The organism is Bradyrhizobium sp. SZCCHNR1051 (assembly GCF_032489615.1).
GTDB lineage: Bacteria > Pseudomonadota > Alphaproteobacteria > Rhizobiales > Xanthobacteraceae > Bradyrhizobium.
The window spans coordinates 149,380-163,662 of record NZ_JAUEYJ010000019.1 but is presented as its reverse complement, the minus strand read 5'-3'; the positions used below and the strand labels follow the sequence as shown (position 1 = coordinate 163,662).

The window sequence follows — 14,283 nt, the reverse complement described above, 5'->3', positions numbered from 1 at the left end:
CAACGAGCCGCGGACGACAAGACGACGTGCATTGGGAGGCACGATGAGCGGTCCGATCCTCGAGATGCGCGGGGTGTCGAAGTCATTCTTCACCATCAAGGCCCTGCACAAGGTCGACCTCACCGTCTACGCCGGCGAAGTCCATGCGCTGATGGGCGAAAACGGTGCCGGCAAATCCACGCTGATGAAGATTCTCTCCGGCGCCTATCGCCCGGATCCCGGCGGTGAGATCCGCATCGAGGGCCGGCCGGTGCGCATCGAAGGGCCGATGGGCGGCCGCAACGCCGGCATTTCGATCATCTACCAAGAGTTGTCGCTGGCGCCGAACCTGACGGTCGCCGAAAACATCTATCTCGGACGCGAGCTGTCGCAGAGCGGCCTACTCGCGCGCGGCACCATGCGCGAGGGCGCTGGACCGATCCTGGACCGGCTCGGCGCCGATTTCACAGCCTCCACCCTGGTGGCCGAGTTGTCGATGGGCCAGCGCCAGCTGGTCGAGATTGCCCGCGCGCTGCATGCACGATCCAAGATCCTGATCATGGACGAGCCGACCACCTCGCTGTCAGCCGGCGAAAGCGAGAAGCTGTTCGCGCTGATCCGCCAGCTCCGCGCCGAAGGGCTCGCCATCATCTACATCTCGCATCGCATGGACGAGGTCTATGCGCTCGGCGACCGCGTCACCGTGCTGCGCGATGGCCGGCTGGTCGGCTCGCTGGACAAGCCGGAGATCCGCGCCGACAGCATCGTCCGCATGATGGTCGGCCGCGACGTGTCATCATTCTACAAGAAAGACCACGACCCGCACGCCAAGCGTGATCGCGCGGTGCTCAGCGCCGTCGATCTCGGCGACGGCCGTCGCGTCAAGAACTGCTCGCTGACCGTTCACGCCGGCGAGGTCGTCGGCCTCGCCGGGCTGATCGGCGCCGGGCGCACCGAGCTCGCGCATCTCATCATCGGGTCTGCGCCGAAGACGACGGGACACATCGAGCTCGACGGAGAGAAAGTCAGCATCGCCACGCCGCGCGATGCGCTCGATACCGGCATCGCCTATCTGACCGAAGACAGGAAGGCGCTCGGGCTGTTCCTCGACATGTCCTGCGCCGACAACATCAACCTTGCCGTGATCGGGCGTGACGCGAAGCTCGGCGGCCTTCTCGACCGCGACAAGGCGCGCGCACGCGCCGACGAGGCGTTCAGCGCGCTGGGCATTCGCGCCCCCAATCCGGGCGTCACCGTCGGCGGCCTGTCGGGCGGCAATCAGCAGAAGGTGCTGCTGTCACGCCTGCTCGCGACCGCGCCGAAGGTCCTGATCCTCGACGAGCCGACCCGCGGCGTCGATGTCGGCGCCAAGTCCGAGATCTACTCGATCATCGACAATCTCGCCAAGTCCGGCACCGCAATCCTGGTGATCTCGTCCGACCTGCCGGAGATTCTCGGCATCTGCGACCGCGTGCTGGTGATGCGCGAGGGACATCTGGTCGGCGACCTGCAGCAGAGCACGACATCACCCATCACCCAGGAAGACATCATGGCGCTGGCCACCGGGACGGAGCACGTCGATGCCTGACAACAGCCAAGCTCAAGTCAAGCCCGCGCCAGCGCAGATCAAGGCCGCGCCGGCACCGAGCCTCGCGGCATCGGACAACAAGCAGCAGCGGCTGCGGCTGATGATCCGCGCCGCCGGCATGCTGCCGGTGCTGCTCATCCTCTGCGTCGGCTTCCATATGCTGTCCGAAGGACGCTTCTTCACCGGACAGAATCTCGGAATCGTGCTGCAGCAGGCCGCGGTGAATACCGTGCTCGCCGCCGGCATGACCTTCGTCATCCTGACCGGCGGCATCGATTTGTCGGTCGGCTCGATCCTCGCCGCGGCTGCAATGGCCGGCCTGACACTGTCGAAGATGCCCGATCTCGGCGCGCTGTGGCTGCCGGCCGCGGTGCTGACGGGCCTCGCCTTCGGCGTCGTCAATGGCGCGCTGATCGCGCTGTTGCGGCTGCCGCCCTTCATCGTGACACTCGGCTCGCTCACGGCGGTGCGCGGTCTCGCCCGCCTGATGGGTGGCGACACCACCGTGTTCAACCCATCGATTCCCTACGCCTTCATCGGCAACGCCTCGCTGACGATCATCCCCGGCGTCGTCTCGATCCCCTGGCTGTCGGTGATTGCGCTGCTGGTGATCCTGGGCTCCTGGCTGATCCTGCGCCGGACCGTGCTCGGCGTGCACATCTATGCCGTCGGCGGCAATGAAAGCGCGGCGCGGCTCGCCGGCATCAAGGTCTGGGCCGTGCTGATCTTCGTCTACGGCATGTCCGGCCTGCTCGCGGGCCTCGGCGGCGGCATGCAGGCGGCGCGGCTCTATGCGGCGAACGGCCTGCAACTCGGCCAGTCCTATGAGCTCGACGCCATCACCGCGGTCATTCTCGGCGGCACGTCCTTCGTCGGCGGCATCGGTTCGATCTGGGGCACCTTGGTCGGCGCCCTCATCATCGCCGTGTTGTCGAACGGGCTCATCCTGGTCGGCGTGTCCGACATCTGGCAATACGTCATCAAGGGCCTCGTGATCATCGGCGCCGTCGCGCTCGACCGCTACCGGCTGCAGGGCTCGGCCCGCACCTGAGACAACATGGCGGGCATCACCAGAGCCCGCCGCAACGAATTCTTCCACGGCCACTGGTCCGCCGTGCGTAGACGAACAGGAAGGACCAGGGAGGAAACACATGGTCAAGTCGATGTTATCAGCCGGTGCCGCGCTGGCGCTCGTGATGAGCTCCGCGCCGTCATCGGCCAAGGAGCTGAAATCGATCGGCGTGTCGCTGGGCTCGCTCGGCAACCCGTTCTTCGTCGCGTTGTCGAAGGGCGCCGAGTTCGAGGCCAAGAAGACCAATCCCAACGTCAAGATCACCGCGGTCGGCTTCGAATATGATCTCGGCAAGCAGGTCACCCAGATCGACAATTTCATCGCCGCCGGCGTCGACATGATCCTGCTCAACCCCGGAGATCCCAAGGCGATCGGCCCCGCCATCAAGAAGGCGCAGGCGGCCGGCATCCTCGTCGTCGCGGTCGACACGGCGGCCGAGGGCGCCGATGCCACCGTGACGACCAACAACGTCCAGGCCGGCGAGATCTCGTGCCAGTACATCGTCGACAAGCTCGGCGGCAAAGGCGACGTCATCATCGAGAACGGGCCGCAGGTGTCGGCGGTGATCGACCGCGTCAACGGCTGCAAGAGCGTGTTCGCCAAGGCTCCCGGCATCAAGGTTCTCTCCAGCGACCAGGACGGCAAGGGCTCGCGCGAGGGCGGCCTCACGGTGACGCAGGGCTATCTCACCCGCTTCCCGAAGATCGACGCCATCTTCGCCATCAACGATCCCCAGGCGATCGGCACTGATCTCGCCGCGCGTCAGCAGCAGCGCACCGGCATCATCATCACCGCGGTCGACGGCGCCCCGGACATCGAAGCCGCGCTGAAGGATCCGGCCTCGCAGCAGATCCAGGCCTCGGCCTCGCAGGACCCGTTCTTCATGGCGCGCCGGGCCGTGCAGATCGGCGTCAACATCCTCAACGGCCAGAAGCCGGCCTCGACCGTCGAACTGCTGCCGTCCAAGCTGATCACGCGCGACAATGTCGGCGAGTACAAGGGCTGGACCTCCGAGCGCAAGGAGTAGAAATCGGCCGCTCCGCTTCTACCAAGCCCCCCGGCAACGCCGCCCTCACGGGCGGCGTTCTTCTTGGAACGAACCGCTGGACGCGCTCTATCAGGTTCTGAACGGCGCAGGCCGTCGTCAAACTCGGCGACGACATCAAGGCCGGAACGACGAACCTGCCCTTGAAAGTCCGTCTCAAGGTCGCCAATGCGGTGAATGCTCGACGAGCCCGGCGCAGAGCGCCTGTTCGGCAAGGGCGACCTGCTGTGCGACCTCGGCCGCGGCCTGGTGCGCGCCCAGGGTCTGTTCATTCCCCAAGCGGAATTCCTCGCCGCGCTCGGCCGCAAATAGGCCCGCGCCGTCCACCGGCGTGTCGCGTTTGCGACAACGACCCGCTGTTTGTTGCTGCTTTTCGCTGGTCCGGAATTTGCGTGAGCCTGCCTGACGGCACCAATCAGCAGGCGATCCCATGGCTTTCACCGCAGTCTGTCCGACAAGCGCCATGACCGAAGGCGGCATGGGCCTGTACCAGGTCGGCAAGAAGAGCGTGCTGCTGCTCTGGCCTCACGGCGGCGAGCTGAAGGCCTATCGCGGCCGCTGCCCGCATGCCGACGTGCCGCTGACCGAGGCGACGTTCGACGGCAAGACCATCACCTGCCCGCACCATCAATGGGGCTTCGACGGCGTGAACGGCAAGTGCGTCACGCATCTCGTCCGCAACGCGCTGCACGGCTACCCGCTGCAGGTCGAAGGCGGCGAGATTCAGGTCGACGTCGGTCCGGTCAAGCAGGCCCGGTCGCCGGCTTGATCGGCCCATCGAAGATGGGAACAAACGCCGGGCACTCCCCTGTCCGCGCTGCGGAGGGAGGCCGTATCGACGAGTTCAGCAGCATGACGAGCGCCGCCGAATGGGTGATCTGGAATGGGTCGATAGGGATCGTCGACACGGTCCGGCTCGGCTCCATCACCGACGGCGCAACGGGACGGCTCGCACGGCTCGCGCCACCCTATGACGTCGTCGGGCCGTTCAGCCTCGACGAATTGGAGACCCACGGCCGCATCGTCTTCGGCTCCTGCCTCGTCATGTCGCAACGACGCTGGCGCGAGGATCAGGATGCGTTGCGGATCGAGGCGCGGGCCGCGCGTCGCGCCCTGTGGGATCGGCTCGCGCGCGACCAGAACGACGACGCCTTTCGCGCAATCCTCGAACTACCCCTGCAGGGTATGCTGACGGCTACACACATCAAAGCTGCGTTCCGCCGGCTGGCCAAGTCCGCGCATCCCGACGCCGGCGGCAGCAATGAACTTTATCGACGCATTTCCGAGGCACGCGATGCGCTGCTGGCGCGGTTGGAGTGACGATCGCGAGCGATGACGTGACCGACAGCCACGAAATGGCCAAGCGGAGCGAACCAGGAGCGGGATCCGAGCCGGCGCCCGAGCCAGCCGGACGCTCTCGTGCGACCGGCTGACATGCAGTCAAAAAGAGCAAGCCGGTCGGGGCGCTCATGCCCGACCGGCCCGGCTCCCAGCCTTTAGAAGAAGCCGAGCTTCTTCGGGCTGTAGCTGACCAGCATGTTCTTGGTCTGCTGGTAGTGGTCGAGCATGACCTTGTGGGTCTCGCGACCGACGCCGGACTGCTTGTAGCCGCCGAACGCCGCATGCGCCGGATAGGCGTGATAGCAATTGGTCCAGACACGCCCCGCCTGGATATTGCGGCCGAAGCGGTAGCAGGTGTTGGCGTCGCGGCTCCACACGCCGGCGCCGAGGCCGTAGAGCGTGTCGTTGGCGATCGCCAGCGCCTCGTCCTCGGTCTTGAAGGTCGTGACCGAGACCACGGGGCCGAAGATCTCCTCCTGGAACACGCGCATCTTGTTGTGCCCCTTGAACACCGTCGGCTTGACGTAGTAGCCGCCGGCGAGATCGCCGCCGAGCACGTTGCGCTCGCCACCGATCAGGAGCTGCGCGCCCTCGTTCTTGCCGATGTCGATGTAGGACAGTATCTTGGACATCTGCTCGGCGGAGGCCTGCGCGCCGATCATGGTCGCCGGATCGAGCGGGCTGCCCTGCACGATCGCGCCGACACGCTGCAGCGCGCGCTCCATGAAGCGCTCATAGATCGATTCGTGGATCAGCGCGCGGCTCGGGCAGGTGCAGACCTCGCCCTGGTTGAGCGCGAACATCACGAAGCCCTCGATCGCCTTGTCGAGGAAGTCGTCGTCCTCGGCGCAGACGTCCTTGAAGAAGATATTGGGCGACTTGCCGCCGAGCTCGAGCGTGACCGGGATCAGGTTCTGCGAGGCGTATTGCATGATCAGCCGCCCCGTCGAGGTCTCACCGGTGAAGGCGATCTTGGCGATGCGGTTGGAGGAGGCCAGCGGCTTGCCCGCCTCTAAGCCGAACCCGTTGACGACGTTGAGCACGCCCGGCGGCAGCAGGTCGCCGACGATCTCCATCAGCACGAGGATCGAGGCCGGGGTCTGCTCGGCCGGCTTGAGCACGACGCAGTTGCCCGCGGCGAGCGCGGGCGCGAGCTTCCACGCCGCCATCAGGATCGGGAAATTCCACGGAATGATCTGGCCGACGACGCCGAGCGGCTCATGGAAGTGATAGGCGATGGTGTCGTGGTCGATCTCGGCGATCGAGCCTTCCTGCGCGCGGATCACGCCGGCGAAATAGCGGAAGTGATCGATGGCGAGCGGGATGTCGGCGGCGGTCGTCTCGCGGATCGGCTTGCCATTGTCCCAGGTCTCGGCGAGCGCCAGCCTGTCGAGATTGGCCTCCATGCGGTCGGCGATCCTGTTGAGGACCATCGCGCGCTCGGTGACGCTGGTGCGCGCCCAGCCGTCCTTGGCGGCATGCGCGGCGTCGAGCGCGGCCTCGATATCGGAGGCATCGGAGCGCGCGATCTCGCACACCGGCTGGCCGGTGATCGGCGAGATGTTGTCGAAATATTTGCCGGCGTTGGGGGCCTTCCAGGCACCGCCGATGAAGTTGTCGTAACGCGCAGCGAAAGGCGGCTTGAACGCCGCATTGACGTCAACCTTGGTCATCTCTCTCTCCCATTCACGCCGATGCACACGGCGTTGGAGAGAGGCTCGATCAAACAGGCGCGACAGACCAGAGGCCGCAACGAGCGCGTCCGAGGAAGTGTCGCAGTTCTGCGACATGTTGGCTGCGATTCGACAGCCGCGGCGCGTTCACCGCTCGAGCCCGAGCCGCTTCATCTTCCGGTGCAGGGTGGCGCGCGACATGTCGAGCTCCTTCGCCGCCTTCGAGACGTTGCCGCCGGCGCGCGCCAGCGCGCGCTTCAGAACGGCACGCTCGGCGGCGTCAATGTCGTCGCCCCCGGTGGTTGCATCCTTGATCAGGTCGCCGGCCGGCACCGGACGCGCCAGCGCGGACGGAGAGAGGTTGAGCGCACGGCGCGCCGCCCGTGTGGCACCGACGACGAGGTCGTTGCGATCGACCGCCAGCAATGAGTTGATCTCGCGCTCGCTGTCCGGCGTGAGCACGATGCGGGCATGCGGAAAGGCCTGGCGGAAATTCTCCGCCTCGATCAGGCGCGCGGCATCCGCGACGGTGGTCGCGATCAGCCGACTGAAGCCTTCGGTCAGATCGGCGCGACAGGAGGAGACGTCGAGCGCGGCCTTGAGCTGGCCGTGCTCGTCGAAGATCGGCGCCGTGGTGCAGAACAGCCGCGCGTTGCGTGACAGGTAGTGCTGATCGCGGTCGATGGTCAGCGGCCGCTTCTCGACCAGGCAGGTGCCGATAGCATTGGTGCCCTCGTGCCGCTCGCTCCACACCGCGCCGGTCCACAGGCCCCAGGATTCGAAGGTGGCGTCGTCCCCGCGGGCGCCGCGGCGCTCGAGCACCGTGCCCTCGGCATCGGCGAGCAGCACCGAGCAGCCGACGCCCCCGACCGCCAGGAACAGCCGGTCGAGGCTCGCCTGCGCGATCGCGAGCAGCCGCCCGAGCCGGGCGCGCGCGTCCGCGATCTCGGCGGCCGTCAGGCGGGCCGGCAGCTTCGGCGTGGCGGGATCGAGCGCATGGAGATAGCCGGAGCGGCGCCATGATGCCGCCAGCGCCGAGACCGCCGGCGCACCTCGGTCGGCTCGGCTATCGGCTCTGCCGTCAGCCTTGGCATCCCCCTTGGCCAAGGCCTCCAGGACGCGATCCGAATGGGCATTCCCGGGCGAACGCCCCATGTCCCTCCTCCCGGCTTTCCCCGCGTTGGCACGGCTTGTTGCTAGACTAGCGCAACTACAGCACCGCGGTTTGACCGGCGTCAAGGAACGCTGACCAAGCTGTCATCGGTCACCCACCTGTCGCGTGACAGTAGCCGCCTGAGGGAGGACGTCGGCAAGTTCCTCAGCTCGGTGCGCGCGAGCTGAGCACCAGCCCACAAAACCGAAAAGGCCGCCTGGACGAACCAGGCGGCCTTGCCGCGTTGCGTGACCGGCGGCGTGGCGTCCGCCGCGGGCCTCAGCGGGCGCCGCGCGACAGCATCTCGAAGCGGTAGTTGACACCGATCATCGCCGTGTGGAGCTGGGTCTTCTGGCTGACGACGTTCGGTCCTCCTGTGATCGCGGCGGCGCCCGGCAGCGTGCCGGTCGCGGTGCCGAAATCGGCGTAGTCATATTCGGCGAAGGCCGACCAGTTGCGGGCGAACATCCACTCGACGCCGGCGCCGACCGTCCAGCCGCTGCGGTTGAACGCCACGCTGGCGGACTGTCCGGTGGCGGTGTTGACGACCGAAACGTTGGTCCGCGTCCACGCCGCGCCACCGCGCACATAGGCCAGGATCTCAGGCGTCACCAGATAGCCTGCGCGCACCGTGGCGGTGTAGAGGTTGCTGGTCCGCGTGTTCATCGTCAGCGCCGGCCCCAGCGGGCTCGACGCGTTGATGATGCCGAGATCGGCCATCGCCTGGATGCCGACGACGAAGCGGTCCATCTGGTAATCGCAACCGAGCTGCAGGCCGCCGACGACGTCGCTGCCATTGCTGGAGACGGCGGTCGGAATCTGCACGGCCGCGACGGGCAGCGGCGCCACGTTGCCGCCGCCGGTCACCGGCGGGTTCTGCGCCGGCGGATTGCCATTGTTGCCCTGCGGCGGCGGGTTCGGCTGGCCGCCGCCATTGTTCGGGGGTGGATTTTTCGGCGGCCAGCCGGGCTTGTCCGGATGATGCGGCCATCCGCCATGATTGTAGTTGCCGCCGTGCTGCTGCTGCCAGTGGTCCTTGTCGGGCTGCTTGTCGCCATAGCCGCCCTTGCCGTCATCATTGTCGTGCGGCTTGCCGCCCCAGCCGTAGCCGCCATGCTTGTCGTCGTTCCGGTCATCCGGCTTCAGCCAGGCGTAGCTGTCACGTTCGCTCTTCAGCGGCTGCTTCGACCACCCGAAGCCAAGCGGCTTGTCGTAGCCGTCGTCCTTCTTCGCGCCCCAGCCGGTGGCCGGCTTGTCATGATCGTTCTGCTGGTCATGTCGCAGCCAAGTATATTTGTCGGAGTAACCGTTCGAATGGAGCTGCGACCAGCCGCTCGACTTGCCATGGTCATCGTCGTGAGGCTTGTCGAACCAGCCGCTGCCATATTTGACGTCGTTGTAGTTGTCGTCCTTGGTCTTGGATGGCGCCGACGGCCAGGAAGACTTGTTGTCGCCGCCTTTCGATCCAACCTGTGGCCAATGATGACCGCCGTCGTGATCGGGCTTGTAGGACGGCTTGTCGTGCGGCCAGCCGTGATCCTTGTCGCCATGATACTGCTTGCCGGGCTGCCACCAGCCCTTGTCGTTGCGCTCACAGATCGGGGGCTTGCCCGGCGGCTTATGCGGCGGCGGCTTCCATCCGCCGTTGTTCCCGCCGGGGTTGTTCGGCGGCGGCGGGTTTGGCGCTGGATTTGCGACCACGGGCGGCTTGACCACAGGCGGGTTGTTTGCATTGCCGACCGGCTGCTGCACAGGCTGAACGGGCGCGGCGGCGGCATTGGCGACCTGGGTCCACGTCTGCTGCTGGCGTGACCAAGCCATCCCGGCGTTCGCGCCGGCATGGCAGCCACTCCACCTGTAGGCGAAGACGTCAGGCGGCGGGAGCGGGGGAGGCAGGGCGAGATCAGTCGCCCAGACCGATGTCGTACTTCCTGCGAAAGTAGATAGGCAAAGGCATACGCCAAATACGCGACGCATCGAACTCACAACTCCTGAACACGTGCCGCAACAAACGGCGGCCGCATCAGGAGGGTGAGATTGTGTCGCGAACTGAATTGAAAAATGTCATTCGGAAGGAATGCAGATCGCGACGCCGACGCGATCGAAGTTCAGCTTTGACTGTTGCACGCAAGATGCAGGATTCCGGCGAAAAGAAGCAGCGCGCGACACGATTGCGACAAACAGCGCAATGCGCGATGCCGCCGCGGCTCATGAGTTCATTAGTAGATGAATGTGCGCACCGAACTCACTGGATGCGCAGCGCGTCGGCGTCGCGCTCGACGGCATGCTTCCTGATCGCTCGCACCTCGCGATCGTCGGCCTTCGCATCGACAACACGCCCTGATTGCATCACGTCGAACATGGCGGCACATCGGCTACACGGCCGCCACCGCCTTCGACGCGCCGACGCTCGGCTGTCCACGCGTGTCGACAACCCCTGCTCTTGGTTTCGCCGTTATCGCGCGGCTTGTGCGACGTCATCGATCGGGAGAGAAAGCGGCGAATGCCGTCGCAATCGCGCTGAATGAGGCCGGGCTTCGTCAACGTTGCGGCAACTCATCGGGATCGCGCGCCGCGAAGCATCCATAATTGCGGCCGGTTGTGTCGTGCTCGCTCGCCGGGCTCGAAGGCCCGACCGTATCCATCGATCCGATCCTGCACTCCGCACAGATGCACCCCATTCCCGTTCGTTCTGGATTGCGATCAGGATGGAACGAAGCTAGGTCACGGCCGATCGCGACCGGAAATACGGATTTGAGCTCGCCGCCAAATCGTCCGGTCATCGGCACAAGCGCCGCCCGCGGCGCGCAGCATCATGGCTGGGCTCGCCTCGGCCACGACGACGGACTGAGGCCCGTCGGGCGGATCAGCGCAGCCTGATCCGCCGCACCGCGCGTCGCGCGTCACGTCATCATCACGGATTGCGCCGGGAGAACGAGATGGCGTAGGCGCCGTTGCGGATGTCGATCATCGGATCATCCGACGCCTCGACGCCGTCGGTGAGCTGGCCGGGCAGGAACAGCAGCTTCTTCTGCGCCCCGTCGCTGTCTTCGACCGCCTTGTCGATCGTCAGCACGCCGAGCTCGACCAGCTTGCGATCGCCAGGCCACGGCTTGGCCGGATCCTTGGTGTCGTCGCCGGCCGCAGCGAGCTGCGCCTTGAAGCGGAACGTCACCGGCCCCTGCTTCAGCCGCGCCGGCAGCTCGGACATCAGGAAGTCCGGCGCGCGTTTCGCCGCGTCCTCCTTGTCGATATGCACGACCTTCTCCGGCAGCATCTGCCAGCGCACCGCCTGCTTTTCGCCGGCCTTGTTGACGAGCACGAAGGCGTTGACGCCGAAATAGGCCTCGTCGGCAAGACTGTCCGGCGTCGCGATGGTACCGAGCGCCGCCGGCACCGAGGGATGGCTGGCGATGAACTGCTCGAGCCTGGTCGGCTTGGCCGCGTTCGGTCCAGAGTCCGCGATCGCCAGGAACAAATCGCGCAGCTCCGCGCCGGTCGAGACGGGGAAGAATTTCAGCGAGTTGATCACGAGGTCCATGTCGCTGCCGTCGGCGAGATGAAACTTCACCGCCATGCCATGCGGATTGGCGTCGCCGGAGCCGTCCGGCAGGTTCGGCACGCCGGTGGAGTCCGAGAACCGCACCGTCACCGGAATCTCGCCGCCGCTGAACAGCGACGCCTTGCTCAAGGTCGCCGCCTCGGCCGACGGCTTGAACTTGCCCTCGACCACGACGCCCTTGGCGTGATTGGCGCGAAAGCCGGCGTGCACGCCGAACACCTTGTTCATTGCATTGACGAGCTGCTCCTCGACCGGCGGTTCCTGCGCGAGGGCAGCGGCGGGCAACGCGAGGGCAATCCCGGCCAGCGCGGCAACGAGCGTGCGTGTCGTCATGAGCGGCGTCCTCCTGTATGAGCGGTGCAGCATAGCAGCATGAATTGACGCGCAAGCGACTTTCGTGCGCGACCGATGGGGCGCCCATCACAGTCGCATGATTCACCTTGCCGTCTGACAGGAGACATTCCGCCCCGTCACCCGCTCCTTGCGGCGAGATGGCGAATGTCTCTATTGTAGCCGCGCGTGCCCGGTCTGCCTCCGCTCCGCGCTGCCGTGCGGATCGGGGGATCGTGCCCCCTCCGACCCTGGCGCTGGACGGCGCGCGCCCACGACGGAGTTTCGACTGTGTCCGCACCGGAAAGCTTCCCCATCGACAAGATCCACGTCCCCGACAGGAAGCGCAAGGCGCTGAAGCAGGACGCGGTCGACGCGCTGGCCGAAAGCATTTTGGAGGTCGGCCAGCGCGAGCCGATCCTCGTCCGCCGCGACAAGGACCATTTTGTCCTGATCGAAGGTCTGCACCGCCTCGAAGCCTGCAAGGCCCTCGGCGAAAGCGCCATCATGGGTCTGCTGATCTCCGCCGAGGAAGCCCGCCAGCGCGAGCTGCCACCGCCGCCCGTCGATCCGGAGCGCGAGAAGATGGAGCGGCTGCGCAAGCTGCGGCTGGAGAAGGAGGAAGCGGAGAAGCTCGCCACGGCGCCGAGAGGCGTCCCGGGCGCCCATGCCGCGACGCATCCGCGCGGGCCGACGGAGACGACGAACCGGAGCAACAGGACTGCCACCGCGAAACCATCGCGCCCCGGACAGGGATCGACGCCCCGAACCCTGTCGGATTGGATCAAGCAACAAGAGCGCAGCGGCGGGCGATACTGACGGTTTCGACGCGCGATTGCCCCCGGCCAAGGTTTGATTGAGCGGCAGTCCGTAGGGCGGATCAGCGCAGCGTGATCCGCCGCCACGCGCCGCATCCGCTGCGCAAATGGCGTGACCGACTGGACGGCGGCGAGGTCGCGATCGCTGGCGGGCACATCTTCATCCCTCCACTCGTCCGGCCGTCAGCACCAGTTTATGCGAGGTCCGCCTTCATCAGGTCGCGCAGCGCTCTCGGTATCGGCTGCGCCCTGCCGCCGCTGATGAACGCGACTCTCACGTCGGCCTTGACGAGCACCTCCTCGCCGCGCCTGACCTCCTGCGCCAGCGTGATCGACGCGCCCTTCACCGCCACGGGCCAGGTGACGACGTCGAGCACGTCGTCCATGCGCGCCGGCCGCAGGAAGTCGAGCGTCATCGAACGCACGACGAAAGCGAAGCCCGGCATCTCGCTTTCTGCCTCTGCGAACAGCGCGTGCTGCTCGGCGCCCATCAGCCGCAGATGATTGGTGCGGCCGCGCTCCATGAAGCGGAGGTAGTTGGCGTGATAGACGATTCCGGAGAACCCCGGATTGGCGCTATCGCTACAGCGCCGCCGCCCCATCTTGATCGGACGATGGAAGCAGGCATTGGCTTAATCCGCCGTGGCCTTCAAGTCTTTGCGTGGCGCAGTACGCCGTTCGCTTTGCTCTCTTTCTTGGTCTGCTCTGTACTGCTGGCGTGCCATCATGCGACCGATGGCTTCCGCCAATATCGACCATGCCTCCTGAAATTCAGGCCGGATGAAGATGTTCTGCGGATCGTCATCCCCGAGCGGCCGGATGATGCCCGTTAATCGCCTTCTTGCGTATCTGCCTCTTGGCATCGAGCACCTTCCTGGTGATCAATGATAATCGCTGATCTTATCGTTTTTCAATAACCCCATTGTAAAACGACAATTTTGACGGAATGTCAATACCTTAGTAGACATCGCGCATGTCGCCAGAACAGTGTCGGGCAGCGCGAGCGTGGTTGAATTGGTCCCAGGAACAACTGGCGGCTAAAGCACAGGTTTCGAGCAGTACGCTGCGAGATTTTGAAGCCGGTCGCCGAGTGCCTATCGCCAACAACTTGGCAGCGATCCGGCGAACACTAGAGGATGCTGGGATCGAATTCTTATCGGGCTCGGAAGGCCGGCCCTTCGGGGTCGGTAAGCGCGACTGACGGGAACACACAAGGGCAGATGATCCAGTGGTCAAGCACTCCCTTGGAGCAGTCCGTCAAACCGACCGCACAGTTTGCTTTGAGGCGAGACAAGAAGCCTACCACTTCTTTCTTGCAGAAGTTGTTATCTATACGTTAGCACCTTCTTGATTTAATTGCGCAGCGGCATTTCCGATGAACCCTACGATACTGCAACTGAGACAGCGCCTCGCACTGCAAACGCGAATGCTGAGGGATGTGGTCAACGAGATAAACCGCGAGCCGCCACCGCCAGGCTACAAGCAGGCGATCCTGGACCTAATCAAAAAACACCCCAATACTCGCCCTCGGAGCCTCGACGCGTCATTCAAGTACGACTGTCATGGACTCACGTTTGCCGCACGAAGAACCAACATCGGCAGCGATCAAGTGAGCTGGATGAGAGACGAAGACGACTACGAAGAGGTCTCTCAGAACAATGTTCTTCCAGGAGACATTGTAATCTACAAATCGCCGAAAGGAGAATTGCACCATTCAGGCAT

13 protein-coding genes are annotated in these 14,283 nt (G+C 65.3%); 8 read left to right on the top strand and 5 right to left on the bottom strand.

The window, feature by feature from the left end; all coding sequences use genetic code 11:
- Positions 1–43: 43 nt before the first annotated feature.
- From QW868_RS23415 to QW868_RS23390, 6 genes are all read left to right on the top strand, one after another.
- Complete coding sequence (locus QW868_RS23415; RefSeq protein WP_316231613.1) at positions 44–1,567, top strand: sugar ABC transporter ATP-binding protein; 1,524 nt, start codon at positions 44–46, stop codon at positions 1,565–1,567.
- The gene (locus tag QW868_RS23410) at positions 1,560–2,618 is read left to right on the top strand and encodes an ABC transporter permease subunit (protein WP_316231612.1); all 1,059 of its coding nucleotides are present in this window, start codon (positions 1,560–1,562) and stop codon (positions 2,616–2,618) included. The genes QW868_RS23415 and QW868_RS23410 overlap by 8 nt, the downstream gene beginning before the upstream one ends.
- A gap of 100 nt (positions 2,619–2,718) precedes the next feature.
- Positions 2,719–3,666: an ABC transporter substrate-binding protein gene (locus QW868_RS23405; RefSeq protein WP_315734349.1), complete on the top strand. Its 948-nt coding sequence runs from the start codon at positions 2,719–2,721 to the stop codon at positions 3,664–3,666.
- A gap of 195 nt (positions 3,667–3,861) precedes the next feature.
- Positions 3,862–3,996 (top strand): hypothetical protein, encoded by a 135-nt coding sequence (locus QW868_RS23400; protein WP_315759613.1) that lies wholly within the window; start codon positions 3,862–3,864, stop codon positions 3,994–3,996.
- 118 nt (positions 3,997–4,114) lie between these two features.
- Entirely contained in the window at positions 4,115–4,453 is a 339-nt protein-coding gene (locus tag QW868_RS23395; protein WP_315734353.1) for a Rieske 2Fe-2S domain-containing protein, read from the top strand.
- Between the two features lie 83 nt (positions 4,454–4,536).
- Positions 4,537–5,004, top strand: a complete 468-nt coding sequence (locus QW868_RS23390) for a J domain-containing protein (protein WP_315771754.1) — start codon at positions 4,537–4,539, stop codon at positions 5,002–5,004.
- Between the two features lie 176 nt (positions 5,005–5,180).
- Here QW868_RS23390 and adh read toward each other — a convergent pair whose 3' ends face one another.
- From adh to QW868_RS23370, 4 genes are all read right to left on the bottom strand, one after another.
- The gene (adh, locus tag QW868_RS23385; RefSeq protein WP_315775397.1) at positions 5,181–6,698 is read right to left on the bottom strand and encodes an aldehyde dehydrogenase; all 1,518 of its coding nucleotides are present in this window, start codon (positions 6,696–6,698) and stop codon (positions 5,181–5,183) included.
- Between the two features lie 147 nt (positions 6,699–6,845).
- Positions 6,846–7,853 carry a helix-turn-helix domain-containing protein gene (locus QW868_RS23380; RefSeq protein WP_315797012.1) on the bottom strand — a complete coding sequence of 336 codons (1,008 nt, stop codon included), beginning with the start codon at positions 7,851–7,853 and terminating at the stop codon, positions 6,846–6,848.
- Positions 7,854–8,130: 277 nt separating this feature from the next.
- Complete coding sequence (locus QW868_RS23375; RefSeq protein ID WP_315775399.1) at positions 8,131–9,672, bottom strand: outer membrane protein; 1,542 nt, start codon at positions 9,670–9,672, stop codon at positions 8,131–8,133.
- 1,093 nt (positions 9,673–10,765) lie between these two features.
- Positions 10,766–11,746: a catalase family peroxidase gene (locus QW868_RS23370; RefSeq protein WP_316231611.1), complete on the bottom strand. Its 981-nt coding sequence runs from the start codon at positions 11,744–11,746 to the stop codon at positions 10,766–10,768.
- A gap of 288 nt (positions 11,747–12,034) precedes the next feature.
- Here QW868_RS23370 and QW868_RS23365 point away from each other — a divergent pair, with 288 nt between their 5' ends.
- Positions 12,035–12,562 (top strand): ParB N-terminal domain-containing protein, encoded by a 528-nt coding sequence (locus QW868_RS23365; RefSeq protein ID WP_315775402.1) that lies wholly within the window; start codon positions 12,035–12,037, stop codon positions 12,560–12,562.
- A gap of 193 nt (positions 12,563–12,755) precedes the next feature.
- Here the strand turns inward: QW868_RS23365 and QW868_RS23360 are convergent, their stop codons facing one another.
- Complete coding sequence (locus QW868_RS23360; RefSeq protein ID WP_316231610.1) at positions 12,756–13,163, bottom strand: YbgC/FadM family acyl-CoA thioesterase; 408 nt, start codon at positions 13,161–13,163, stop codon at positions 12,756–12,758.
- A gap of 371 nt (positions 13,164–13,534) precedes the next feature.
- Here QW868_RS23360 and QW868_RS23355 point away from each other — a divergent pair, with 371 nt between their 5' ends.
- A complete protein-coding gene (locus QW868_RS23355) occupies positions 13,535–13,762 on the top strand; it encodes a helix-turn-helix transcriptional regulator (RefSeq protein WP_316231609.1) in 228 nt (75 codons plus the stop codon).
- Positions 13,763–14,283 lie beyond the last annotated feature (521 nt).